Below are 20,984 nucleotides of genomic sequence, written 5' to 3'. Positions count from 1 at the left end.
GGCAACAAAAAACCCCGCACCAGGCGGGGTTTTCGGTACAGTCCGGCGATTTCAGTTCAGGCCGGAGATGTAGCTGGAAACCGCTTCGATCTCGGCATCGGTCAGCTTCGAGGCGACATCCATCATGATCGATGCGTTCGTGCCGGCATCCCGGGAACCATCGCGATAGGCATTCAGCTGCTTGATCAGATACTCTGCGTTCTGACCACCGAGAGCCGGGTAACCGGCCGGCTCGTTGCCAACACCTTGCGGGTTATGACAGCCGGCACAGGCCGGTACGCCCGTTGCCATGTTGCCGCCACGGTAAAGTGCCGCACCCTGATCGACCAGATCCGGATCAGCCTGACCAACCACCATGTCCTGGGCGTTGAAGTAGGCAGCCAGGTCCTGCAGATCCTGGTCGTTCATGTTGTCCAGAATACCGGTCATTTCCGCGATATTCCGCTCTTTGTCCTTGATCAACACCAGTTGGCGATACAGGTATTTTTCGCCCAGACCGGACAGCTTGGGATAAGACCCCATAATGGGCTTGGCACCATTCTGGCCGTGACAACCGGCACATACCGCTGCGTTCTGTTCGCCTGCTTGAGGATCTCCCGCCCCGTGCGCCATCGCCGTGAGGCCAACACCGAGAACTACTCCTGCGATCAGTTTTTTCATGCTCGCTCCGCTTCTCTCATCTTTTAAGGGTATTCTTCGCTATGCAGCCGGTAGGCGCTGACCAGTTCAGGCTCAAAACCGGGGCTGACAGCGGTCGCGCGCAGCGCGCCGCCCGGAATTGGTGTAGCATTATACATTAATCCCTGATAACTGAAATCCAAAGGAAAGCCAACCGCTGTGGACCCTGATCTGACTCAAAAAAGCCTCTCTTTCAACAGCGCCCGATTTCTCATCAGCGCTTCCCGTCTGGATGAGTGCCCGCCGGATTTCGGTGCCGAAGTCGCCTTCGCCGGCCGCTCCAACGCCGGAAAATCCAGCGCCCTGAACGCAATCACGGCCAACGGCAAGCTGGCCCGGACCAGTAAGACTCCCGGGCGTACCCGGCTCATCAACTTCTTCTCTCTCAACCGAGAGAACTGCCGAATGGTCGATCTTCCCGGATACGGCTACGCCAAAGTATCCAGGGACATGAAAGACGACTGGCAGCAACACCTCGGTCACTACCTGAATGACCGGCGCTGTCTGCGTGGCCTGGTTCTGGTGATGGACATTCGTCATCCGCTGACCGATTTCGACCAAATGATGGTGGAATGGTGCGAGCATAACAACCTGCCGCTGATGATTCTGGCCACCAAAGCCGACAAGCTGAAGTTCGGCCAGGCCAAAACGGCCATGCTCGGCATCGCAAAGGATCTGAAAGCGTACACCTGCGTGGAACACCTGATCATGTTCTCTGCAACGTCAAAACGGGGCGTGGAGGAGTGCCGGGAGGCGTTGATCGACTGGCTGGAAGCGGAGTAACACGGAATTACAGGGTGCCACCACACTCGATCCGGTAACCAAGGTCAATCACCCGTTGGTCCATGGTCGCGCCGGAAAGGCGAGCAATAAGGGCCTCAGCGGCCCTCTGGCCCACCTGCTCACGTGGCGTAATAACACTGGCCAGTGTCGGTACCATGACCTGGCCAACATCGTGGCCATGGAAGCCGGCTATCGCCATCTGACCCGGCACTTCGATACCCTGCCGCTGGCACTCGTAGAACGCGCCTATAGCCACGTCGTCGTTGGTGCAAAATATCGCGTCAGTGTCCGGCGCTTCAATGAGTATGCGCTGAAGCAATGTGGCGCCGACACTGAATGATGAGCGCTGTTCACTGCGCAGGGTGACGGGAGTCAGCCCCTGCTCCTCCATGGCGCGGGTGTAACCTTGCTGTCGCTGCAACGTGCGGGCATCCAGCCGAACCGCCAGGTACACCACATGGCGGCGACCGCGACGAATCATCTCACGCACCATGTCATAGGCCGCACGCACATTGTCAAAGCCCACCGCCTGCTCGAAGGGCGTCGTGTGGGTGTCCATGATTTCCACCGTGGGCACGCCCGCAGTCCCCAGCATTCGCAGGGTGCGGTCAGTGTGCTGGCTTTCCGACAGGATCACGCCATCGACGTTATAGGACAGCAGCGAGGCCAGACTGCGCTCTTCCACCTCGCGGCTGTAACCGTAGTGGGCCAGCATCAGGTGATAGCCCGCCGGCTCGGTGACAGATTCGATCCCCTTGATGACATCGGCGAAGACCTGGTTAGTCAGCGATGGCAGCAGCACCCCGATTGCATGACTGGTGGATTTGGACAGCAAGTCCGGCGCCCTGTTCGGGATGTAGCCCAGAGCCTCTGCCTCGGCGAAAATACGCTCGCGCATGTGTTCAGACACATTATCGCCGCCCCGCAGGCAACGGCTCACGGTCATTTTCGTGGCACCGACCCGATCGGCAATATCCTGCAGTGTTGGGCGCTTCTTCTTCACCATTCAGTTTTCCTGCCCCTGGTCAGATGTACCCAGCGCTGACAGGCAGCGCTCAACAATCCGGTCGGGCGGTTCGCGCACGTCCACGACAATGACCCCTTCCTCGGGTTCCGGCTCCTCCAGTGTGCGAAACTGGCTTTCGAGCATGATCCGACCGTTGAAATAGTGATCCTCCCGACTGGAATGCCGGGACCAAATGGTTTCCATGTCGCCCTTGAGATAGACAAACTGCAGTGACGGATTACCCGACCTCAGCCGTCCACGGTACGCCCGCTTGAGGGCAGAACATGCCAGCACCAGACCGCCTTGCTCACCCTCGACCAGCCCCGCCAGATCATCCAGCCAACCGCTGCGATCGGAATCGGTCAGCGGCACACCGCTGGCCATTTTGGCTACGTTGGCTGGGCTGTGGAAGTCGTCGGCGTCGAAAAACGGCACCTGAAGACGTTCCGCCAGCCGGGTACCAATCAGGCTTTTGCCACACCCGGACACACCCATGACGATGATTTTGGAAACACTCATATCACTGCCACCACAAAGCCAGTTGCGGGAATGCAATCAACAGGGCCAGCGCAACAATCTGCAAGGCAATAAACGGCAGCAGTGACCGGAAGATCTCGCCGAGGGTGATGTCTTTGGGGGTTACCGTTTTCAGATAGAACGCGGCCGGGCCAAAGGGCGGCGACAGGAAGGATACCTGCATATTCATACAGAACACCACACCGAACCAGATCGGGCTGTAGCCCAGCTCCGTAACAATGGGCACGAAAATCGGCATGGTCAGCAGAGCCACCCCGACCCAGTCCAGGAACATGCCCAGAATCAGCAGAATAAACATCATGAACAGGATGGTCGTCAGCCTATCGCCGCCACTGACCGCAAACACCATCTCGCGGACAAACTCGATACCGCCCATCAGGTTGTAGACACCCACAAGAGCGGTGGCGCCGATGCCGATCCAGATGATCATGCCACACACCCTCAGGGTACTGATCGTGGCTTTGCGCACCATGGCCAGAGACAGTTCGCCCCGGATCCAGGTACTGATGGCAATACCCAGCACACCCAGGGCCGACGCCTCGGTAACCGACGCCACGCCGCCGTAGATGCTGCCCAACACGACCACTACCGACAGAATCGGGAACAGCAGGGCCTTGAAGAAGTTCGGCGCCGGGTTGTCCGGCTGATCCTCGTCGGAGGGAATGGGGGCCATCTCCGGCTTCAGCCAGACCCTGACCAGCACGTAGCCCATGTAGAGTAGCGCCAGGATCAGCGCGGGCAGGAACGCGCCCTTGAACAGGTCACCAATGGAGACGTTTGCGGTCAGGCCATAAATGATCAGGACAATGCTCGGCGGCAACATGGTCCCCAGCGCACCCCCGGCACAGGTGGTGCCAATGGCCAGCTTGCGATCGTAACCCAGGCGCAACATCTGCGGCAGTGCCAGAATACCAAGCAACACGGTTTCGCCACCGATCACCCCCGACATGGAAGCGAGAATCACCGCCACCACCAGGGTCTGGAGGGCGACACCACCGCGCAGCTTGCGGCCAAAACGGGCCATGGCATCAAACAGGTCCCGGGCAATGCCGGAATGGTCCAGTAGCGATGCCATCAACACGAACATGGGCACTGCCAGGAAAACGTAGTTGCCGATAAAGCTGTACAGACGGCTGCTGACGATCGGCAGCGCGTCCGGGCCAAACCAGCCCAGGGCAAAGACGAGGGCTACCAGGCCGGTGGCAAAGGCCAGCTGCATGCCGGTCAGCAACAGCACGATCAGCATCACCAGCATCAGCAGGCTGCCGTAGCCAATTCCAAGGGAAGCCAGCTCAAACATTGTCTTTCTCCCCGGACGGTGCCGGACCACGCAGATCACGGAGCAGGTGCAGGATGAACTGAAGGGTCATGACAGCAATGGCTACCAGAATGATCACCTTCAGTAAGGCGGGAAACGGCGGATTCCAGGCCGACCCGGAAGTCTCCAGACGCCAGCCACCCCAGGGGGCCCATACAGCGCCTTTGGCCATGAACCAGCTGGCATAGAGCATCATCAGGCAGAACGCCAGCCCGAACAGATGGTGAACCACCCGCAGCCAGCGCTGGACGGCCGGGGACACTGCGTCGTAGATCAGTACGATACGCACATGGCGATCAGTCGCCAGTGCATAGAGCCCACCCAGCACGAATAGAGTGGCACCGGCGAAGGTCACCGTTTCATGCACCCAAAGCGTTGGCGATCCGAATACATATCGGCGGACAATCTCGTAGAAAGACACCAGAACAATCAACGCGAACACCAGGCTCAGCTTTTTCCCCAGCCAGACAATGGCACGGTCAAGGCGGGTAAAGCCGATATCCTCGTCGGTTTCGGGCAGTAGATCACCCTGGCCCGGAGTGCTTTCCGGCCCGGAGGAAAAGTTTGCAGCAGACATAATCAACTCCGCGCACTGGGCAGGCCTTGCCCGTCCAGTGACTGGTTACGGGGCATCGCCTTCAGAGCAGGCCCTGGGATTCCAGATAGCTTGTTACCGATTGATAGACTTTCTCGGCATTGGGGGATTGCTCAGCGTATTTCTTCCACTGATCCCGGGCAATGGTGCGGAACTTCCGACGCTCTTCCGCCGACCAGTCATGAACGGTTATATCAGGATTGTCGCGGGCTTCCCTGACGGCCTTCTTGTCAGCCATGGCCAGCTGGGTGCTGATATCCTGGGCGAAGTCCCGGGCCGAGACGGTCATGATTGTCTGAATGTCCTCGGGAAGCTTTTCCCAATCCTCCAGGTTCATGGCAATTTCGATCAGCGGCAGGGAGTGGAAGCCCGGGTACACCGGATGCGGGGCAATCTCGTGCAGGCCGGCTTCGTGGTTGGTAGAAAACACCGTGTAGTCGGCGGCATCAATAACACCCTTGCTCAGTGCCGTGTATACCTCGGAACCTGGCAGATTCACCGGCGCTGCCCCGGCGGCGGCAAACACCGACTGCACCAGACCTTCCGGTGCACGCATCTTGAGGCCTTTCAGGTCCTCCACACCGTCTAGAGGCTTCTTCGAAACAAACGACTCCAGGCCAGTGCCACCACCGCCAACAAACTTCACGCCATAGGGCGCGTAGAGCTCGTTCATCAGCTCATAGCCACCGCCATAATTGATGTAATCGATGAGCTGGTCCGGGCTGGACCAGGCGCCCACGGTATTGCCAATTAGCCCGAACGCAGGATCCTTGCCGGAAAAATAACCGGTAACCGATACATGGCCATCCAGAACGCCCATATTCATGGCACCGAGAGTCTCGGTATGGCTTACCACACTACCCACGGGCAGCAGATCAATCGCAACACGGCCACCTGTCATTTCTTCGACGCGGTCAGCCCATTGTTGCTGAATCTCGAAGTTCTTGACGCCTGAGGGATCGGAGGACTGGAACTTGAAGGTGTAGTCCGCCGCGAAGGCGTTAAAGGCAAGTGCAGCTGACAGTACGCCAGTTGCGAATCGGGTTGGGAACATAATCGCGTCTCCTGATTGTTTTTGTGCCGGCATATGTTACCGGTAACATATGCAGCGTATCTAATTCGGAAACCACTTACAAGGGTGTTTTTTGAGCAGGAAACAGCAGGGAATAAAAAAACCGGCCTACCAAAAGCAGACCGGTGAAACGTCAGGGTTTGCGACGTGCTAAAACCTGAGATCGCACTCAGGAGACGCAAGGAATGTCCGAATTCCCAACGTCACCCTTGTGACTCTAATCTTCGCGCAAAGTTCCAGGTTAGATCATTTTTTGACCAGATTTTCGGGTTTCACTTACACACCGCGGAACCTGGAACATCTCAGTCGTGCAATGCCGGGCGGTATTTTTCTCTCAGGGCCATCACGCGCTCCCGATACGCCGGTGTCAGATAGGGAATTTCGAGTGTCAGCACCTGATAGATGCCCTGCTTCAACTCGGTGAGGGTAAGGCAGGCCGATTCCTCGGCTGCATGGGCTGTTTTCAGGAACGCCATCCAGTTGGTAATCACCAGCCACACATTGAGCGACATCGCCGACCGCAGGTCCTCCTCCTGGGGCTCAATAATGCCGGCTTCCGCCAGTTTCTCGAAGATCCGACTGATGGATGCCAGGCAGCGATTGGTGAAATCGCGATAGTCCTGCCGCAACCTTTGATCGCTGTCCAGAAGGTATTCCAGATCCCGGTGGAAGAATCGGTAACTCCAGAGACCGTCAAAGACCGATTCCAGATAAAAGGTCATGTCGTCCAGGGTCATGGCCCGGTCTTCCGGAATATCCAGGTAGAAATCCACCAGCTTTTCGTATTCCAGGAAGATCTCGTAAATGATGTCCGACTTGTTGCGAAAGTGGTAATAGAGGTTGCCCGGCGAAATGGCCAGGTGCGCTGCAATGTGATTGGTGGTGACGTTGCGCTCGCCCCGTTCGTTGAACAGCTCCAGGCTGGAGAGCAGTATTTTGTCTCTTGTCTTCATAGACCCGTCGGCGTTTGTTGTTGTACAGCTCACAGATGGCCTGATTCGCCATCCGGCCCCGCTTGACTCACTAGAGTATATACTCTAATAATACCCCCAGACGCAAACTGAACACTTTTTCGCCAATTGTTCAGTATCCGAAATGCCAGGCCGCGAACCAACTCTGGTCGCGGCCACAGAGGAGCAAGCATCATGGGAGCCACTGTCGTTCAGCTCACCGAGAGCAAGAAACAGATCCAGCACACCCACCGGGTGTTCGAAGATCAGAAAAAGGCGTTCCGTAACAACCCCATGCCTTCCCTGGCGGAGCGGCAGGAGAACCTGAAGCGCCTTAAACGGGTACTGCTGAGCAACCAGGACCGGCTACTGGATGCCATTGACCGGGATTTCAGTTGCCGTTCGAAGGACGAATCCCTGATTGCCGAGGTCATGCCGTCAATCCAGGGCATCAACTACACGCTCAGGAACCTCAGTGGCTGGATGAAGCCATCCAAACGCCACGTATCCGTGCTGTTCCAGCCTGCCAGCAACAAGGTCCACTACCAGCCCAAGGGCGTGGTAGGTGTGATCGTGCCCTGGAACTATCCCCTGTATCTGGCGGTGGGTCCTCTGGTCGCATCCCTGGCCGCAGGTAACCGGACCATGATCAAGATGTCGGAATACACACCCCATACCTCGGCCCTGTTCAAGGAACTGATCGAAGCCAGCTTCCCGGAAGACCTGGTCTCGGTGATTACCGGGGAGGCTGACGTGGCTGCGGACTTCTCGGCGCGCCCGTTTGACCATCTGCTGTTCACCGGCTCTACGTCAGTAGGCAAGCTGGTCATGAAGGCAGCGGCTGAGAACCTGACGCCGGTCACCCTGGAGCTGGGTGGCAAATCCCCGGCCGTGGTCTCGCCGGATGTACCGATGGAAGACGCTGCGCAGCGGATTGCCTTTGGCAAGGCGTTCAACGCAGGGCAGACCTGCGTGGCGCCAGACTACGTGCTTTGTCCCGCCGACCGGGTGCAGTCGTTTGTCGACGAATTCCGGGCCCGCTTTTCCGAGATGTACCCGAGCCTGCGGGACAACGACGATTTCACCGCCATCATCAATGAGCGGCAGTACGATCGCCTGCAAAGCTACCTGGAGGACGCCCGGGAGAAGGGCGCCGAGCTGGTGGAAATCAATCCGGCCCGGGAAAATCTCAAGGATGGCACCCGCAAAATTCCTCTGACACTGGTCCTGAAAACCACGCCGGACATGAAGGTGATGCAGGATGAGATCTTTGGTCCGATTCTGCCGGTCGTCAGCTATGGTGGGCTGGATGAAGCCATCCATTACATCAATGACCGCCCGCGGCCCCTTGCCCTGTACTTCTTCGGATACGACAAGACCCAGCAGCAGCATGTGGTAGACAACACCCACTCCGGTGGCATGTGCATCAACGACTCACTGATGCACGTTGCCCAGGACGATCTGCCGTTTGGTGGCATCGGCGATTCCGGTATGGGGCACTACCATGGCCGCGAAGGGTTCCTGACCTTCTCCCATCACCGCGCCATTTTCACCAAGCAGAAATTCAACAGCGGCAAGTTTGTCTATGCGCCCCACGGGACTGCGGCGCACAAGATGGTTTACAAGTTCTTTATCCGCTAGGGCCCATTTGTGGGAGTCTGTCGAGGGCCGGTTCTGCCTTCCGAAACACGCCGTTAATACGTCCGTGTAGGCTTGAGCAAAACATCCCTGTTTTGCACAGTTTCGGAAGGCAGAACCGGCCCCCGACGATCAGACAACGTCAGTGCCTTCAATAGAACAATAACGAGAATACACCCATGCAGAAACAGCCCCCTGATCCGTCAGGACACCCTCAATTTAACGATCTCAACCGCCGAAGCTTTCTCAAAACCGGACTGGGCGGCGCTCTTTTTCTTGGTACCGTCAGTGTCACCGCCGGGCTGAGCGGTTGCGCGACGCAACCAGCGGGCAGACTCAGTGCCGTTGGCACCCGTATGGATGCCAGTTACCAGTTCCGGTTTTTGACCGAGGATGACATAGCGCTGTTCGAGGCCCTGCTGCCCGCCATGGTTGGTCCGGGTTTGCCAGAGCAGCCCCAGGCCAGAAACATGGCAATTGCCGGGACGATCGAGCGAATTGACGCCGGCATCCACAAGTTCGGACCGGCCAACCAGAAGGAACTGCGGCGACTGTTTGATCTGTTGAACTTCGGGCTCACCCGCGTGACCGTTGCCCGGGTCTGGTCCAGTTGGCCGAATGTAACCACAGAGGAAGCGGATGCGTTTCTGGAACGCTGGCGCACCAGCCGTATCGGGCTGTTCAACAATGGCTACATAGCGCTGACCAAGATCAGTAACGTGGCGTTTTATGGCTATCGCGATTTCTGGCACCTGTCCGGCTACCCCGGACCGCCCCAGTATGCTGTCGACGCACTACCACAATTCCAAAACGCCTGATTGCCAGCTGATCTGACGGAGCAAAAGCATGTCATTAACCGATCGTATTGCCCGGGGCCTGGAATCGGGCTGGAAAGTCACCGATGGTGCTCGACTGACGGAAAGCCTGACCACGGAAGCCGACGTTGTTGTTATCGGAACCGGCGCCGGTGGTGGGACCACTGCAGAGATTCTCGCTCGCAGCGGATTGTCCGTCATCCTCGTTGAAGAAGGCCGGCTGTATTACCAGAAAGACTTCAAGATGGACGAGCAGACCTCCTATGCCAACCTCTATCAGGAAGGCATGAGCCGGGTTACCCGGGACGGAGCGATCGCCATTCTTCAGGGCCGCTGTGTTGGCGGTTCCACCACGGTGAACTGGACCAGCAGTTTCCGTACACCAGAGCCGACCCTGAACTATTGGGCCGACCAGTTTGGACTGGAAGACCTCCGCCCGAAGGCCATGGCGCCCTGGTTCGACGGCCGGGAAGAACGGCATTCCATGTCGCCCTGGCAGGTAGACCCCAACGTCAACAATGACATCCTGCGCCAGGGCTGTGAGAAACTGGGCTACAGCTGGCAGATCATTCCTCGCAACGTCAAAGGTTGCTGGAACCTGGGTTATTGCGGCGTCGGCTGCCCGACCAACGCCAAGCAGGGCGCCCTCATGACCACCATCCCCGGTGCACTCGACAACAACGCCCGCCTGTTCCACAGCCTGCGCGCCGACCGCCTGGTCATGAACCAGGACAAGATCGACCACCTGGAAGCCTCTGCCTTTGCGGATGATGGCGTCACCCCAACCGGGATCAAGGTCACGCTCAAAGCCCGACACTTCGTGGTCGCCGCCAGCGCCATCGGCAGCCCCGGCCTGCTGCTCCGCTCCGACATCCCGGACCCGAACCAGCGCATCGGCAAGCGCTCATTCATCCATCCGGTCAACGCCACCGTCGCCCAGATGCCTCAGCGCGTCGATCCGTTCTACGGCGCGCCCCAATCCATCTACTCCGACGAATTCAACTTCCGCGACGGCGTCGACGGCCCGGTTGGCTACAAGCTCGAAGTACCGCCCTTGCATCCTGGCATGTCCAGCGGCGTCATCCCCGGCCACGGCGAAACCCAGATCAACAACATGGCCGGTCTGCCCCACATGCAGTCCGTCATCGCCCTGCTCCGGGACGGCTTCCACCCCGAAAGCCCCGGCGGCACAGTATCCCTACGCGACGACGGCAGCCCGGTACTGGATTACCCGGTCACCGACTACCTCTGGGAGGGCCTCCGCAAGGCCTTCCACACCATGGCCGAAATCCAGTTCGCCGCCGGCGCCGAAAAAGTCCGCCTGATGCACCTGGATTCCGACTGGTACACCAACTGGACCGACGCCAAAGCCGCCATCGACCAACTCCCCATGGCACCCCACCGCGTCCGCCTGTTCACCGCCCACCAGATGGGCGGCTGCGCCATGGGCGCGGACCCGGCAACCTCGGTTGTCAACGGCTTCGGCGAGCACCACCACGTCAGCAACCTCAGCGTGCACGATGCCTCGATTTTCCCGACCAGCATTGGGGCAAACCCGCAGCTGTCGGTCTATGCGCTGGCAGCGAGGAACAGTACGAGGTTGGCGCAAAAACTGAGTGAGACTTAATGAAGCTGACGGGGAGGTAAAACCCATGGTCAGCTCGCGCCTGTGGCTGACCTCCTCCCGGGAATGTCGAAGGCCAGGGATGGCCTGAGCCAAGCGCACATGGATGTGCTCGGAGCGTTTCCCGGGAGGAGGCCAGCCACAGGCGCATGGCACGAGCCCTGGAACGCATGCACAGGGATGCCCGGACTACAGCACCAAAGGTGATCCTGATATCCTGTTAGCCTCAAACAAAAGGAGCTGTGCATGTCCAAAGTCATCTACCCGGGCACCTTCGATCCCATCACCAACGGCCACACCGACCTGATCGAACGTGCCGGCCGAATGTTTGATGAAATCGTCGTCGCCATTGCCTACAACCCCAAGAAACAGCCACTTCTCGACCTCGCAGAACGCTGCGAACTGGTCCGCCAGGCAACTGCGCATCTCCCCAATGTCAGCGTCACCGGCTTCAGCAACCTGCTGGCCGATTTTGTCCGTGAACAGGGCGCCACCGTGATCCTCCGGGGACTCCGGGCGGTATCGGATTTCGAATACGAATTCCAGCTGGCCGACATGAACCGCCGTCTGGCTCCGGAAGTGGAAAGCGTTTTCCTGACACCCGCCAATCACCTGTCCTACATCTCCTCCACCCTGATCCGGGAAATCGCATCCCTGGGCGGCGATGTATCGGAATTTGTCGATCCGGCGGTAGAGGCTGCACTCAAAAAGAAATTCAGCTGAATTTGAAGCCGTAAAAAAGCCCCGGTCAACGGGGCTTTTTTACGACAGGGAACCAGGCCTCAGAGCAACGGCGGCAAAGGGATCTCCACCCCGTTCACCTCGAGCATGAGGTCTCTCATACTGGCATCAAGCACCAGTCGATCGTCTTGCTGGACCAGCAACCCTTGTTTGATCAGGGGTGCCAGCTGCAACCGGAACTCCGGATATTCCTCCGCGAGCGCAACCGGCAGACTCAGATCCATTTCACCGGTCAGTTGCTGCATCACCATCAACATCTCGCCTTTCTTATCGGCTGTCAGCTCCGGATGGGAAATACTGGCGCTGCCCTCCACCACACCTTCCGGCGTGGTTACGGTCAGTTCCGGAAAACCAACGGAGAAGCCGGCAGCTGCAAGGTCACGCAGGGCTGTGTTTACCTGCTGCATGGCAGTCATCTGCTGCTCGAACTGCTGAGGACCACCGGAAGCCTGGTTGAGCGCAAGGGCCTGCAGTGATGACAGGCTTTCCGTCAGCCCACTCCAGGCCGCCACGTCCAGCCCTGACAGTTCGAACACCAGCCGCTGGGGGCCATACGTCTCATCGGCCGTTGCAACTCTGGCAACCTCGAAAGCCATGCGCGAATCCAGGCGCTCGCCATCACTGACCGGCTCACTGCTGCTGCGAATCGAGATTTCCTGGAGCGTGAAGGGAGTCTCCGCAACCGGAGTCACCGCCAACGAGTCCACCACAATTTCCCCGGAGCCGGTCCAGACCTCGCCCGTCAGATGGCTCATGGTCTGCTCCAGGCGCAGGTCACTGACTCGAACATCCAGATCCGGACCAGACAGAGTCAGGGCCGGCCAGACCATCAGGGCATCGGCCTGTGATCCGGAGTCACTGATCTCGATTCTTGCCAGACCGCCACTCGAGGCCAGAGTCTCTCCGGTATCCGCGTCAGTAACGCGCATCTCGGGCGCTTCGAGTTCAAGCACTGCGGTGCCCCAGAGTCGGGTTTCCAGGGTCAGCCTTGGCTCCTCGCCGGAAAACCAGTCCGTATCCCCTGCAGACCAGCCGCCCTCGGGCTCGAAATCCATGAGGCTGCCGGTCACCCCATGGGTCACTGTGGCACGATAGGCAAACTGTTGGGTTTCTCCGGTTTCCGGGTTTCTGAGGTTGACCGAACCATTGAAACGGGCATTGAGAATGCCCCTCTGGTAGTTTTCGGTTTCCATGCGGAGGAACGGTTGCGCACTGTTCACCTCCTCCGTTGCCTGCTGCCACTGCTGTTCAGTCACGTACCCCACGATCCAGGGCAGACCACCGGCTACAGCCAGTACACCGGCACCAGCAATCATCCATTTGGCATTCAAACGCATTCTCCAGTTCGGGACTCAGGTTTTTCCGGTCAGCCGTTCCAGCAGCACCAGTTGGGAGGCCAGGCGTTCTTCGTCTTCGCCAGGCTGGTTCTGGATATAGCTGCCGTCCGGTTGCAGCACCCAGGACTGGCAATTATCCGCCAGGTAGGTATCCAGATCCTCCCTTACCCGGGAAATCAGCTCAGGGTCATCCAGCGGAAAAGCGGTTTCCACACGGCTGAGCAGGTTCCGCTCCATGCCGTCGGCGCTGGAACAATACACATCCGGGCGGCCGTTGTTGCCGAAGTAGTATACCCGGGTATGCTCAAGGAAACGTCCGATGATGGACCTTACGCGAATATTCTCCGAGAGGCCCGGCACTTCCGGCCGCAGACAACAGATACCGCGGATAATCAGATCGATTTTCACGCCCGCCTGGGAGGCCCGGTAAAGCGCCTTGATCAACTGGAGCTCGGTGAGCGCATTGAATTTGAAGATAATCCGGCCTTTCTCGCCATAGCCGGCTTCACGCTCAATAAGGCTGAGCAGGCGCGAATGGAGGGTAAATGGCGAATGAAACAGCTTCTTGATCTTCAGGGCCTTGCCCATGCCCGTGAGCTGCTGGAACAGCTTGTTGACGTCGTCACCGATGGACTCATCGCAGGTCATGAAGCTGTAATCGGTGTACAGGCGGGCATTACCGGCGTGATAGTTACCGGTACCCAGGTGGACATAACGACGCAGTCGGCCCTCCTCGCGACGGACAATCAGGATCATCTTGGCGTGGGTCTTGTAGCCGACCACACCGTAAACCACGATCACCCCGGCCTCCTGCAGGCGGCTGGCCAATTCCAGGTTCTCCGCCTCGCTGAAACGGGCCCGCAGCTCGATGACCGCAGTAACTTCCTTGCCACGACGCGCGGCATCCGCCAGGGCTTCAACAATTTCCGAATCGGCGCCAGTGCGGTAAAGGGTCTGTCGAATGGCCAGAACCTGGGGATCCTTCGCGGCCTGGCGCAGCAGATCCACCACCGGACTGAAATTCTCATAGGGGTGCAGAAGCAGGATCGGACGCTTGCGAATGGCGTCGAACATCGATTCCTTGTTGCGGATCTGCCGGGGAATTGATGGCGAAAAGCCGGAATAGGTCAGATCCTGCCGGTCTACCAGCCCACCAACCGCCATCAGCCGGGTCAGGTTGACCGGGCCGTGTACCTGGTAAAGATCCCGCTCGGTCAGGCCGAACTCCTTCAGCAGGAACTGGACCAGCTCCTCCGGGCAGTTGTCGGCAACCTCAAGGCGCACGCCATCACCGAACCGGCGACTGAGCAACTCACCACGGAGCGCCGAGGCCAGGTCTTCAAGGTCATCCTCCAGCTCCAGATCCGCATTGCGGGTCAGCCGGAACTGATAGCAGCCTTTCACCTCCATGCCGGGAAAGAGCTCATCGGCGTGGGCGTGGATCATGGACGACAGAAACACCAGGTTGTCGCCACCGTTGCAGACATCATCAGGCAGCCGGACCAGACGCGGCAGAGAGCGAGGAGCCGGAACGATCGCCATGCCGGTTTCCCGTCCAAAGGCATCCTTGCCGTCCAGCTCAACAATAAAGTTCAGGCTTTTGTTGACCAGGCGGGGAAACGGGTGGGACGGATCCAGCCCGATGGGGCTGACCACCGGCAGGATCTCCTCTTCGAAATAGGTCCGCACCCACTCCGCCTGCTCCGGCGTCCATTCCCGACGGCGGACAAAATGGATGTTCTCCTGTTCCATCTCGGGAATCAGGACATTATTGAGTATGTCGTACTGTTCGCGAATGTATTCGTGAGCCACACGACTGATTTCGGCCAGGGCCTGGTCCGGCATCATGCCGTCGGCACCGACGGTTTCACGGCCGTATTTCATCTGCTGGCGCAGACCGGCGACACGAATCTCGAAGAATTCATCCATGTTGCTGCTGAAGATGCAGCAGAAAATCAGGCGATTGATCAACGGGTGGGTCGTATCCAATGCCTGCTTGAGTACCCGATAATTGAACTGCAGCTGGCTCAGTTCCCGGTTAAAGTAGTTTTCATTGGCGTCCAGGTTGATTTCCTCACCAACCGGCGGCACGTCCACCGGCGCAGGCACACTCCGCTCATCCCCTGCCGTCTGATTCTTCGCCGTATCCGTTGTCATGATTCCTCGATTCCAGTGTGTTCGCCGCCAGTGGCGAATGACTTGCTTGGCTTACCCGTATTTTCGATCCCGCATCAGGCGGGCGGCGCGCACGGCAAAGTAGGTCAGGATTCCGTCGGCCCCGGCCCTGCGCATGGCCATCAGGCTCTCCATCATTACCGCATCACCGTCCAGCCAACCGTTCTGGGCCGCGGCCATATGCATGGCGTACTCGCCGCTGACCTGGTAGACAAATGTTGGTACCCGCAATTCAGTCTTGACCCGGTGCACGATATCGAGATACGGCATGCCGGGTTTGATCATCACCATATCCGCACCTTCAGACAGGTCCATGGCGACTTCATGCAACGCCTCATCGCCGTTGGCCGGATCCATCTGGTAGGTTGCCTTGTTGCCCTTACCAAGATTGCCCGCCGAGCCCACCGCATCCCGGAAAGGCCCGTAATAACTCGAGGCGTACTTGGCAGAATAGGCCAGGATCCGCGTATTCACATGACCGCCGTTTTCCAGGGCTTCGCGAATAGCGCCAATTCGCCCATCCATCATGTCTGACGGTGCCACCACATCGGCACCGGCGTCGGCATGGGAAAGCGCCTGATTGACCAGCGCCTCAATGGTGACGTCGTTGAGAACATAACCGTCGTTGTCGATGATGCCGTCCTGGCCATGGGTGGTGAATGGGTCCAGCGCCACGTCCGTAATGACACCCAACTCCGGATGGGCGGCTTTCAGGGCGCGAACCGCTCTCTGGGCCAGACCGTCCGAATCCCAGGACCCGGAGCCGGAGAGATTTTTCTTCTCAGACGGAACCACAGGAAACAGGGCTATGGCCGGGATACCCAGGTCAACCAACTCCGCCGCCTGCTCCACCAGGAGATCAACGCTCAGACGCTCCACGCCCGGCATGGAGGGCACCTGTTCCCTTTGCCCCTCCCCCTCCAGCACGAACACCGGATAGATCAGGTTATCCGGTGTCAGCTGGTTTTCCCGAACCAGGCGACGGGAAAAGTCGCTGGCCCGGTTACGGCGCAGGCGGGTGGCGGGAAACGCACGGGGAGTCGAAATCGGCACTGACAACCTCCTGAATGGCTGAACAAAAAGTCTGATGGACCGTCACGGCATTCGCCGGGCGCCCTTTGCGCCATCATACACGGCCAACGCCGCCGGTTGCAGACTCCCTCAGCAGGATAAGGCGATTACATGACAGGCGGATTACCGAATCGAATCCAGCGCCTCGGCACGGATCCGTTCGGTTTCATTGAAGTGGCTGGCTCTGAGTCGCTCCAGCGCCTCCTGGCGTTCCGGCTCGGCCAGCCCCGAGGACAACAACCGGTCCCGCTCATCGGCGTAGGCCTGCCAGCGGCGATCCCAAGCCTTTTGCTCCAGCTCAAGCCGGGCGAGCCTGTCCGCCGCGGCCTCACCGAAAACCTCCTGACGCCAGGCCGCAAGCGCCTGAGGATCATCCGCCAGCTCCCGGCGCGCCTGTTCATAATCGGCAAACCGGCGGGTTTCCTCCCTGGCCTTGCGGAGGGGCTCCGGCAGGGAGGACTCGGCCTGGCGCAGTGCCTCGGCCTTCTGCTCGTCGGTCAGACTGTCGTCGCTTGTAATCCTGAGCTTTTCAATCTGGAAACGGTCCACCGCCTCGTCGTCGGCAAAGAACGCGTCGGCAGTGTCAGCATCCAGCCAGGTACGGCGCAGGGCCTGGATCTCTGCCATCCTCCGTTGCATTTCCCCGGCGCCGAGTCCGGACACCTCTCCGTAGCTCTGCTCCAGTTCCGAAACAGCCAGCTTGTATTCCAGGTAGTTGCCAAGGGTTGCCCGGGCCTGGGATCTGGCCGGCTCATCCAGGACCGACAAAGCCGACTCAATGCGCGCCACCAGCTGTTGCAGCGATTCCTCGCCCAGGGCGGAAAGAAAATACTCGAACAGTTGCCGCAGATGCGGAGTAGGGATGAGATTGCCAAGTCGGTCTGTCCGGGCCCACCCATCCGGGATTGATGTACCGGCCAGCGAGTCAGGCAATTGGTCAGGGACAGGTATCGAGGAGGCCCTGTTTACCAGGTCCGACGGTGCAGCCGCACCGTCCTCCTGAGTTACTGATATAGATGGTTTTTCAACAGGTACCGAAGTGACGGGTTCGCCAACTCCGATCGGATCTGCTCTCATCAGCCAGAAGCTGCTGACAGCTGCTATTATCAGTAGCAAAACAAGCAAAAGACGGGAATGAGACTTCATTACCAAAGGCGTTCCGCATCATCGGGTGACTGGCGATTTGCCCGGTCTAACGGCGCAAAACGATAATGAATGAGGATAAACGACGCTGACAGGTCATACCGAGACAGGGATCAAAAACGGAGCCGGGGCGGAACGCCCCGGACTGCCGTCTGAACGCTCAGAGGGAACGGTTGTTAAAACCCACTTCCACCTTGCGCGGCGTGTCAGAGCGGAAGGAGGTATCCACTTCCTGAATTTTTCCGCCCTGGCTCAGGAACGCTTCAATGTCTGCCTGCAACTGTGCGCGAACTCGGGCACGGCCGGCTATGGAATGGTTGTCATCACTGTCGCTGGTCCAGCTTCCGGACTGCTCCAGGTTGCTTTCGTCGAATTCACTCATAATCTTTTCTCCATCAACGAAAACAGATGGTCGAGTGCTGCGACCCCGCGGGGAACCTCACTCCGTATCGACGATCGACCGCCTACGGCCTCGCCTTGGCGTCTTTATAATCTGCTTTTTGCGACCACGCTATTTACTGGCAACGCCTTTTTTGTAATTTTTTGTAACCAATAACAAGCGATTGAATTTGATGCGAAAATTTTATATCCGTCAGTGACTTCAAAAATTGACACAAAGAATGAATAATGATTCACTACTTATAGGGAGCCGGAATGGCTTATCGAGAGACTGAGAAAATGCGCCAGCGCAAAGCCGAGGCGCGGAAACGGATCGTGAACTGCACCTATCAGTGCGTAACTGAAGGCGGCTTCCGAAGCGCCCGGGTGACCCGTATCGCCGGCCTGGCCGGCGTTGCCACAGGAACTATTTACCGGCATTTCGAGTCCAGAGAAGACCTGTTCGCCGAAATTTTCCGACTGGCGACCCAGCGAGAAGTGGACAAGGTCGCCGAAGCACTCGCATCCGGGGGGAACGGCGCCGAGCGGCTGGAACGGGCACTCAGACAGTTTGCCGAACGGGCACTGAAAGGCCCGCAAATGGCCTGGTCGCTGATCGCCGAGCCGGTGGACCCGAAAGTTGAAGAGGAAAGGTTGGCGTATCGCAAGGCCTACGCCAACCTGTTTGAGAAAGCGATCCGCGAAGGCATTGAAGAAGGATGCATCCCGGATCAGGACGCTCTCCAGAGCAGTACATGCCTGGTCGGCGCCATCGCGGAAAGCCTGGTTGGCCCACTGTCACCCACACAGACCAGCCAGGCGAACAGCGCAAAAGAAGACAACAATGACCCGCTGGTCAATTCCATCATTCGCTTTTGTATGCAGGGGTTGACCGGCACCAGGAGGTAGCTATGAACGCGCGGCAGCCCCAGCCAGAGATGCCATTAAAAGACCAGGAAGATCGCTATCTGGCCAGCACCCACGAGGTCTTCAACCAGCCTCCGGCTCTGGAGAACTACAACTTGTTCGAGCAGGATATCGCCCTGCAGGAAGCAGCCCTCCGTGAAGGGGCCGGCAAGGCAGCCGAGGATCTCAAGGCATTCGGGGCTCTGGCCGGAGCAGCGGAAACCATCGACCTGGGGTTTCGCGCCAACGCCAACAAACCGGTGTTCAATACCCACGACCGCTACGGCCACCGCATTGATGAAGTGGACTTCCATCCGGCCTACCACGAGCTGATGCGCATCGCCTTCGACAACGGCCTGCACAGCAGCCCCTGGAGCCATCCAGGACAGGGTGCACATGTTGCCCGCGCTGCCAAGTACTACATGCACTCCCAGGTAGAGGCCGCCCACTGCTGCCCCGTGACCATGACCTTTGCCGCCATTCCGTCGATCCGGAAACAACCGGAGCTGGCGGCGGACTGGGAAGCTCGGATACTGGCCGACAGCTACGATCCCCGCAACCGGCCGGACAGCCAGAAAACCTCGGTTACCATCGGCATGGCCATGACCGAGAAACAGGGTGGCAGCGACGTTCGTGCCAACAGCACCAGAGCCTACCCGATCGGCACTGGCGGCCCCGGCCAGGCCTATGAGCTGGTGGGCCACAAATGGTTCGTTTCTGCCCCGATGTGCGACGCCTTTCTGGTGCTGGCCCAGACACAGGGAGGCCTGTCCTGCTTCCTGATGCCCCGCTGGCGCCCGGACGGCACCAAGAATCCCTGGCAGGTCCAGCGTCTGAAGAACAAGATGGGCAACGTCGCCAACGCCTCCAGCGAAGCCGAACTGCGGGGCGCACTGGCCTGGATGGTTGGCGAGGAAGGCCGTGGTGTCCCCACCATCATTGAAATGGTTGCCATGACCCGCTTCGACTGCATGATCGGCAGCTCCGCCGGCATGCGCCAGGCCATCGCCCAGGCCAGCCACCACTGCCGACACCGCAGCGCCTTTGGCGCCCGCCTGGTCGACCAGCCCCTGATGCAGAACGTCCTGGCCGACCTGGCCCTGGAAAGCGAAGCGGCGCTGGCCTACACCATGCGCATCGCCCGCGCCCTGGACAACCAGGATAAGGAACACGAACGTCTGCTGGCACGCCTGGCCACCCCCGTCGGCAAATACTGGATCTGCAAGCGCACACCGAACCATGCCTACGAGGCCATGGAATGCATCGGCGGCAGCGGCGTGATGGAAGACTGCATCATGCCCCGGCTGTTCCGGGAATCGCCGGTCAACGCCATCTGGGAAGGCAGCGGCAACGTCCAGTGCCTCGACACCCTGCGCGCCCTGCAAAAAGAGCCCGACACCCTCGACGCCTTCTTCAAGGAAGCCGCCGAAGCCAAAGGCGCCGACCGCCGCTTCGACCAGTTCCTGGCCCAGCTACAACACGACTTCGCCGACATCAGCGATTTCCAGTACCGCGCCCGAAACCTCGTCGACCGCATGGCCCTGGCCCTGCAGGGCTCCCTGCTGCTGCGACACTCGGATGCCGCCGTCGCCGACGCCTTCTGCGCCTCTCGCCTGCAGTCCAATGGCGGGATGAACTACGGCAACCTGCCCTCGGGCACCGATCCGGCAGCCATTATCAAACGGGCGACGCCTGTAGTAGGCTAGACACAACAGAATCCAACTGAGAGATCGAGAACCGGCGGGGAACTCCTTTCCAAAACCTTGCGGAGCCATGGATGGCGGAGCAGAGCGTACAAGGACGTATTCACAGCGTGTTTTGGAAAGGAGTTCCCCGCCGGTTCCTGCACCCAAGTCTATGTCTGAAGCACTCAGAAAACTCCTGCGGGAAGGCCACGCTCCCCAGCAGCCAGTCATCACCCCCCACGTGGGCGTGCTGACCCTGCACTTCCAGCTTTACGGCTGCGACGACCTCAAAGCCAAGCGCAAAGTCTTCACCGCCCTGAAGGCCGTCTGGGGCAAAGAACCCGACCTGGCCGTCGCCGAAACCGCCGACCAGGAGGCCCTCGACTGCGCCACCTGGACCATTGCGGCCCTTGGCACCTCATCCCAGCAGATCACCCAACGCCTCGACCAGATCGAAAAAGCCATCGAAGAACGCGTGGATGCTGCCATACTGGATATACACCGGGAGATACTCTGACCGGAAAATCCCGGG

20 protein-coding genes are annotated in these 20,984 nt (G+C 59.1%); 8 read left to right on the top strand and 12 right to left on the bottom strand.

Annotated features, from left to right (window positions below):
• Window positions 1-51 precede the first annotated feature (51 nt).
• Window positions 52-660, bottom strand: a complete 609-nt coding sequence (locus tag ABNF92_RS12505; RefSeq protein WP_069182126.1) for a c-type cytochrome — start codon at window positions 658-660, stop codon at window positions 52-54.
• A gap of 177 nt (window positions 661-837) precedes the next feature.
• Between ABNF92_RS12505 and yihA the strand changes: the two genes are divergently transcribed.
• Window positions 838-1,461 carry a ribosome biogenesis GTP-binding protein YihA/YsxC gene (gene yihA / locus ABNF92_RS12500; protein WP_069182127.1) on the top strand — a complete coding sequence of 208 codons (624 nt, stop codon included), beginning with the start codon at window positions 838-840 and terminating at the stop codon, window positions 1,459-1,461.
• Window positions 1,462-1,468: 7 nt separating this feature from the next.
• Here yihA and gntR read toward each other — a convergent pair whose 3' ends face one another.
• From gntR to ABNF92_RS12470, 6 genes are all read right to left on the bottom strand, one after another.
• Window positions 1,469-2,467, bottom strand: a complete 999-nt coding sequence (gene gntR / locus ABNF92_RS12495) for a gluconate operon transcriptional repressor GntR (protein WP_167352682.1) — start codon at window positions 2,465-2,467, stop codon at window positions 1,469-1,471.
• Window positions 2,468-2,986 (bottom strand): gluconokinase, encoded by a 519-nt coding sequence (locus ABNF92_RS12490; protein WP_069182128.1) that lies wholly within the window; start codon window positions 2,984-2,986, stop codon window positions 2,468-2,470.
• Between the two features lies 1 nt (window position 2,987).
• Window positions 2,988-4,304, bottom strand: a complete 1,317-nt coding sequence (locus tag ABNF92_RS12485) for a TRAP transporter large permease subunit (protein WP_069182129.1) — start codon at window positions 4,302-4,304, stop codon at window positions 2,988-2,990.
• Window positions 4,297-4,899 (bottom strand): TRAP transporter small permease subunit, encoded by a 603-nt coding sequence (locus ABNF92_RS12480; RefSeq protein ID WP_349342313.1) that lies wholly within the window; start codon window positions 4,897-4,899, stop codon window positions 4,297-4,299. The genes ABNF92_RS12485 and ABNF92_RS12480 overlap by 8 nt, the downstream gene beginning before the upstream one ends.
• A gap of 61 nt (window positions 4,900-4,960) precedes the next feature.
• Window positions 4,961-5,971 (bottom strand): TRAP transporter substrate-binding protein, encoded by a 1,011-nt coding sequence (locus ABNF92_RS12475; protein WP_069182130.1) that lies wholly within the window; start codon window positions 5,969-5,971, stop codon window positions 4,961-4,963.
• 320 nt (window positions 5,972-6,291) lie between these two features.
• Window positions 6,292-6,942 carry a TetR/AcrR family transcriptional regulator gene (locus tag ABNF92_RS12470; protein ID WP_069182131.1) on the bottom strand — a complete coding sequence of 217 codons (651 nt, stop codon included), beginning with the start codon at window positions 6,940-6,942 and terminating at the stop codon, window positions 6,292-6,294.
• Between the two features lie 192 nt (window positions 6,943-7,134).
• On the opposite strand from ABNF92_RS12470, the gene ABNF92_RS12465 reads away from it, so the two are divergent.
• The 4 genes from ABNF92_RS12465 to coaD all read left to right on the top strand — a co-directional run bounded on the left by ABNF92_RS12465 (window position 7,135) and on the right by coaD (window position 11,739).
• The gene (locus tag ABNF92_RS12465; RefSeq protein ID WP_069182132.1) at window positions 7,135-8,580 is read left to right on the top strand and encodes a coniferyl aldehyde dehydrogenase; all 1,446 of its coding nucleotides are present in this window, start codon (window positions 7,135-7,137) and stop codon (window positions 8,578-8,580) included.
• Window positions 8,581-8,756: 176 nt separating this feature from the next.
• Window positions 8,757-9,395, top strand: coding sequence for a hypothetical protein (locus ABNF92_RS12460; protein WP_349342312.1), 639 nt, complete (start codon window positions 8,757-8,759; stop codon window positions 9,393-9,395).
• A gap of 28 nt (window positions 9,396-9,423) precedes the next feature.
• A complete protein-coding gene (locus ABNF92_RS12455) occupies window positions 9,424-11,019 on the top strand; it encodes a GMC family oxidoreductase (protein WP_349342311.1) in 1,596 nt (531 codons plus the stop codon).
• Between the two features lie 243 nt (window positions 11,020-11,262).
• On the top strand, window positions 11,263-11,739 hold the full coding sequence (gene coaD, locus ABNF92_RS12450) for a pantetheine-phosphate adenylyltransferase (RefSeq protein ID WP_349342310.1): 477 nt from the start codon (window positions 11,263-11,265) through the stop codon (window positions 11,737-11,739).
• A 59-nt stretch (window positions 11,740-11,798) separates the two neighbouring features.
• Here coaD and ABNF92_RS12445 read toward each other — a convergent pair whose 3' ends face one another.
• The 5 genes from ABNF92_RS12445 to ABNF92_RS12425 form a co-directional block, all read right to left on the bottom strand.
• The gene (locus ABNF92_RS12445; protein WP_349342309.1) at window positions 11,799-13,094 is read right to left on the bottom strand and encodes a DUF945 family protein; all 1,296 of its coding nucleotides are present in this window, start codon (window positions 13,092-13,094) and stop codon (window positions 11,799-11,801) included.
• Between the two features lie 15 nt (window positions 13,095-13,109).
• The gene (ppk1, locus tag ABNF92_RS12440) at window positions 13,110-15,251 is read right to left on the bottom strand and encodes a polyphosphate kinase 1 (protein WP_349342308.1); all 2,142 of its coding nucleotides are present in this window, start codon (window positions 15,249-15,251) and stop codon (window positions 13,110-13,112) included.
• A gap of 51 nt (window positions 15,252-15,302) precedes the next feature.
• Complete coding sequence (hemB, locus tag ABNF92_RS12435) at window positions 15,303-16,322, bottom strand: porphobilinogen synthase (protein WP_349342307.1); 1,020 nt, start codon at window positions 16,320-16,322, stop codon at window positions 15,303-15,305.
• A gap of 141 nt (window positions 16,323-16,463) precedes the next feature.
• A complete protein-coding gene (locus tag ABNF92_RS12430; protein WP_349342306.1) occupies window positions 16,464-17,417 on the bottom strand; it encodes a lipase secretion chaperone in 954 nt (317 codons plus the stop codon).
• Between the two features lie 226 nt (window positions 17,418-17,643).
• Window positions 17,644-17,865, bottom strand: coding sequence for a hypothetical protein (locus tag ABNF92_RS12425; RefSeq protein ID WP_064229770.1), 222 nt, complete (start codon window positions 17,863-17,865; stop codon window positions 17,644-17,646).
• 272 nt (window positions 17,866-18,137) lie between these two features.
• Here ABNF92_RS12425 and ABNF92_RS12420 point away from each other — a divergent pair, with 272 nt between their 5' ends.
• From ABNF92_RS12420 to ABNF92_RS12410, 3 genes are all read left to right on the top strand, one after another.
• Window positions 18,138-18,770, top strand: a complete 633-nt coding sequence (locus tag ABNF92_RS12420; protein ID WP_349342305.1) for a TetR/AcrR family transcriptional regulator — start codon at window positions 18,138-18,140, stop codon at window positions 18,768-18,770.
• Between the two features lie 2 nt (window positions 18,771-18,772).
• Window positions 18,773-20,473, top strand: a complete 1,701-nt coding sequence (locus ABNF92_RS12415; protein ID WP_222465522.1) for an isovaleryl-CoA dehydrogenase — start codon at window positions 18,773-18,775, stop codon at window positions 20,471-20,473.
• A gap of 151 nt (window positions 20,474-20,624) precedes the next feature.
• The gene (locus ABNF92_RS12410; RefSeq protein WP_014578525.1) at window positions 20,625-20,969 is read left to right on the top strand and encodes a DUF503 domain-containing protein; all 345 of its coding nucleotides are present in this window, start codon (window positions 20,625-20,627) and stop codon (window positions 20,967-20,969) included.
• Window positions 20,970-20,984: the final 15 nt, after the last annotated feature.

The sequence above is a fragment of the Marinobacter sp. MMG032 genome, assembly GCF_040112695.1.
In the GTDB taxonomy this organism is placed as follows: Bacteria; Pseudomonadota; Gammaproteobacteria; order Pseudomonadales; family Oleiphilaceae; genus Marinobacter; species Marinobacter salsuginis.
The sequence above is the reverse complement of the archived record's forward strand: the minus strand, read 5'-3'. Positions and strand labels throughout refer to the sequence as shown.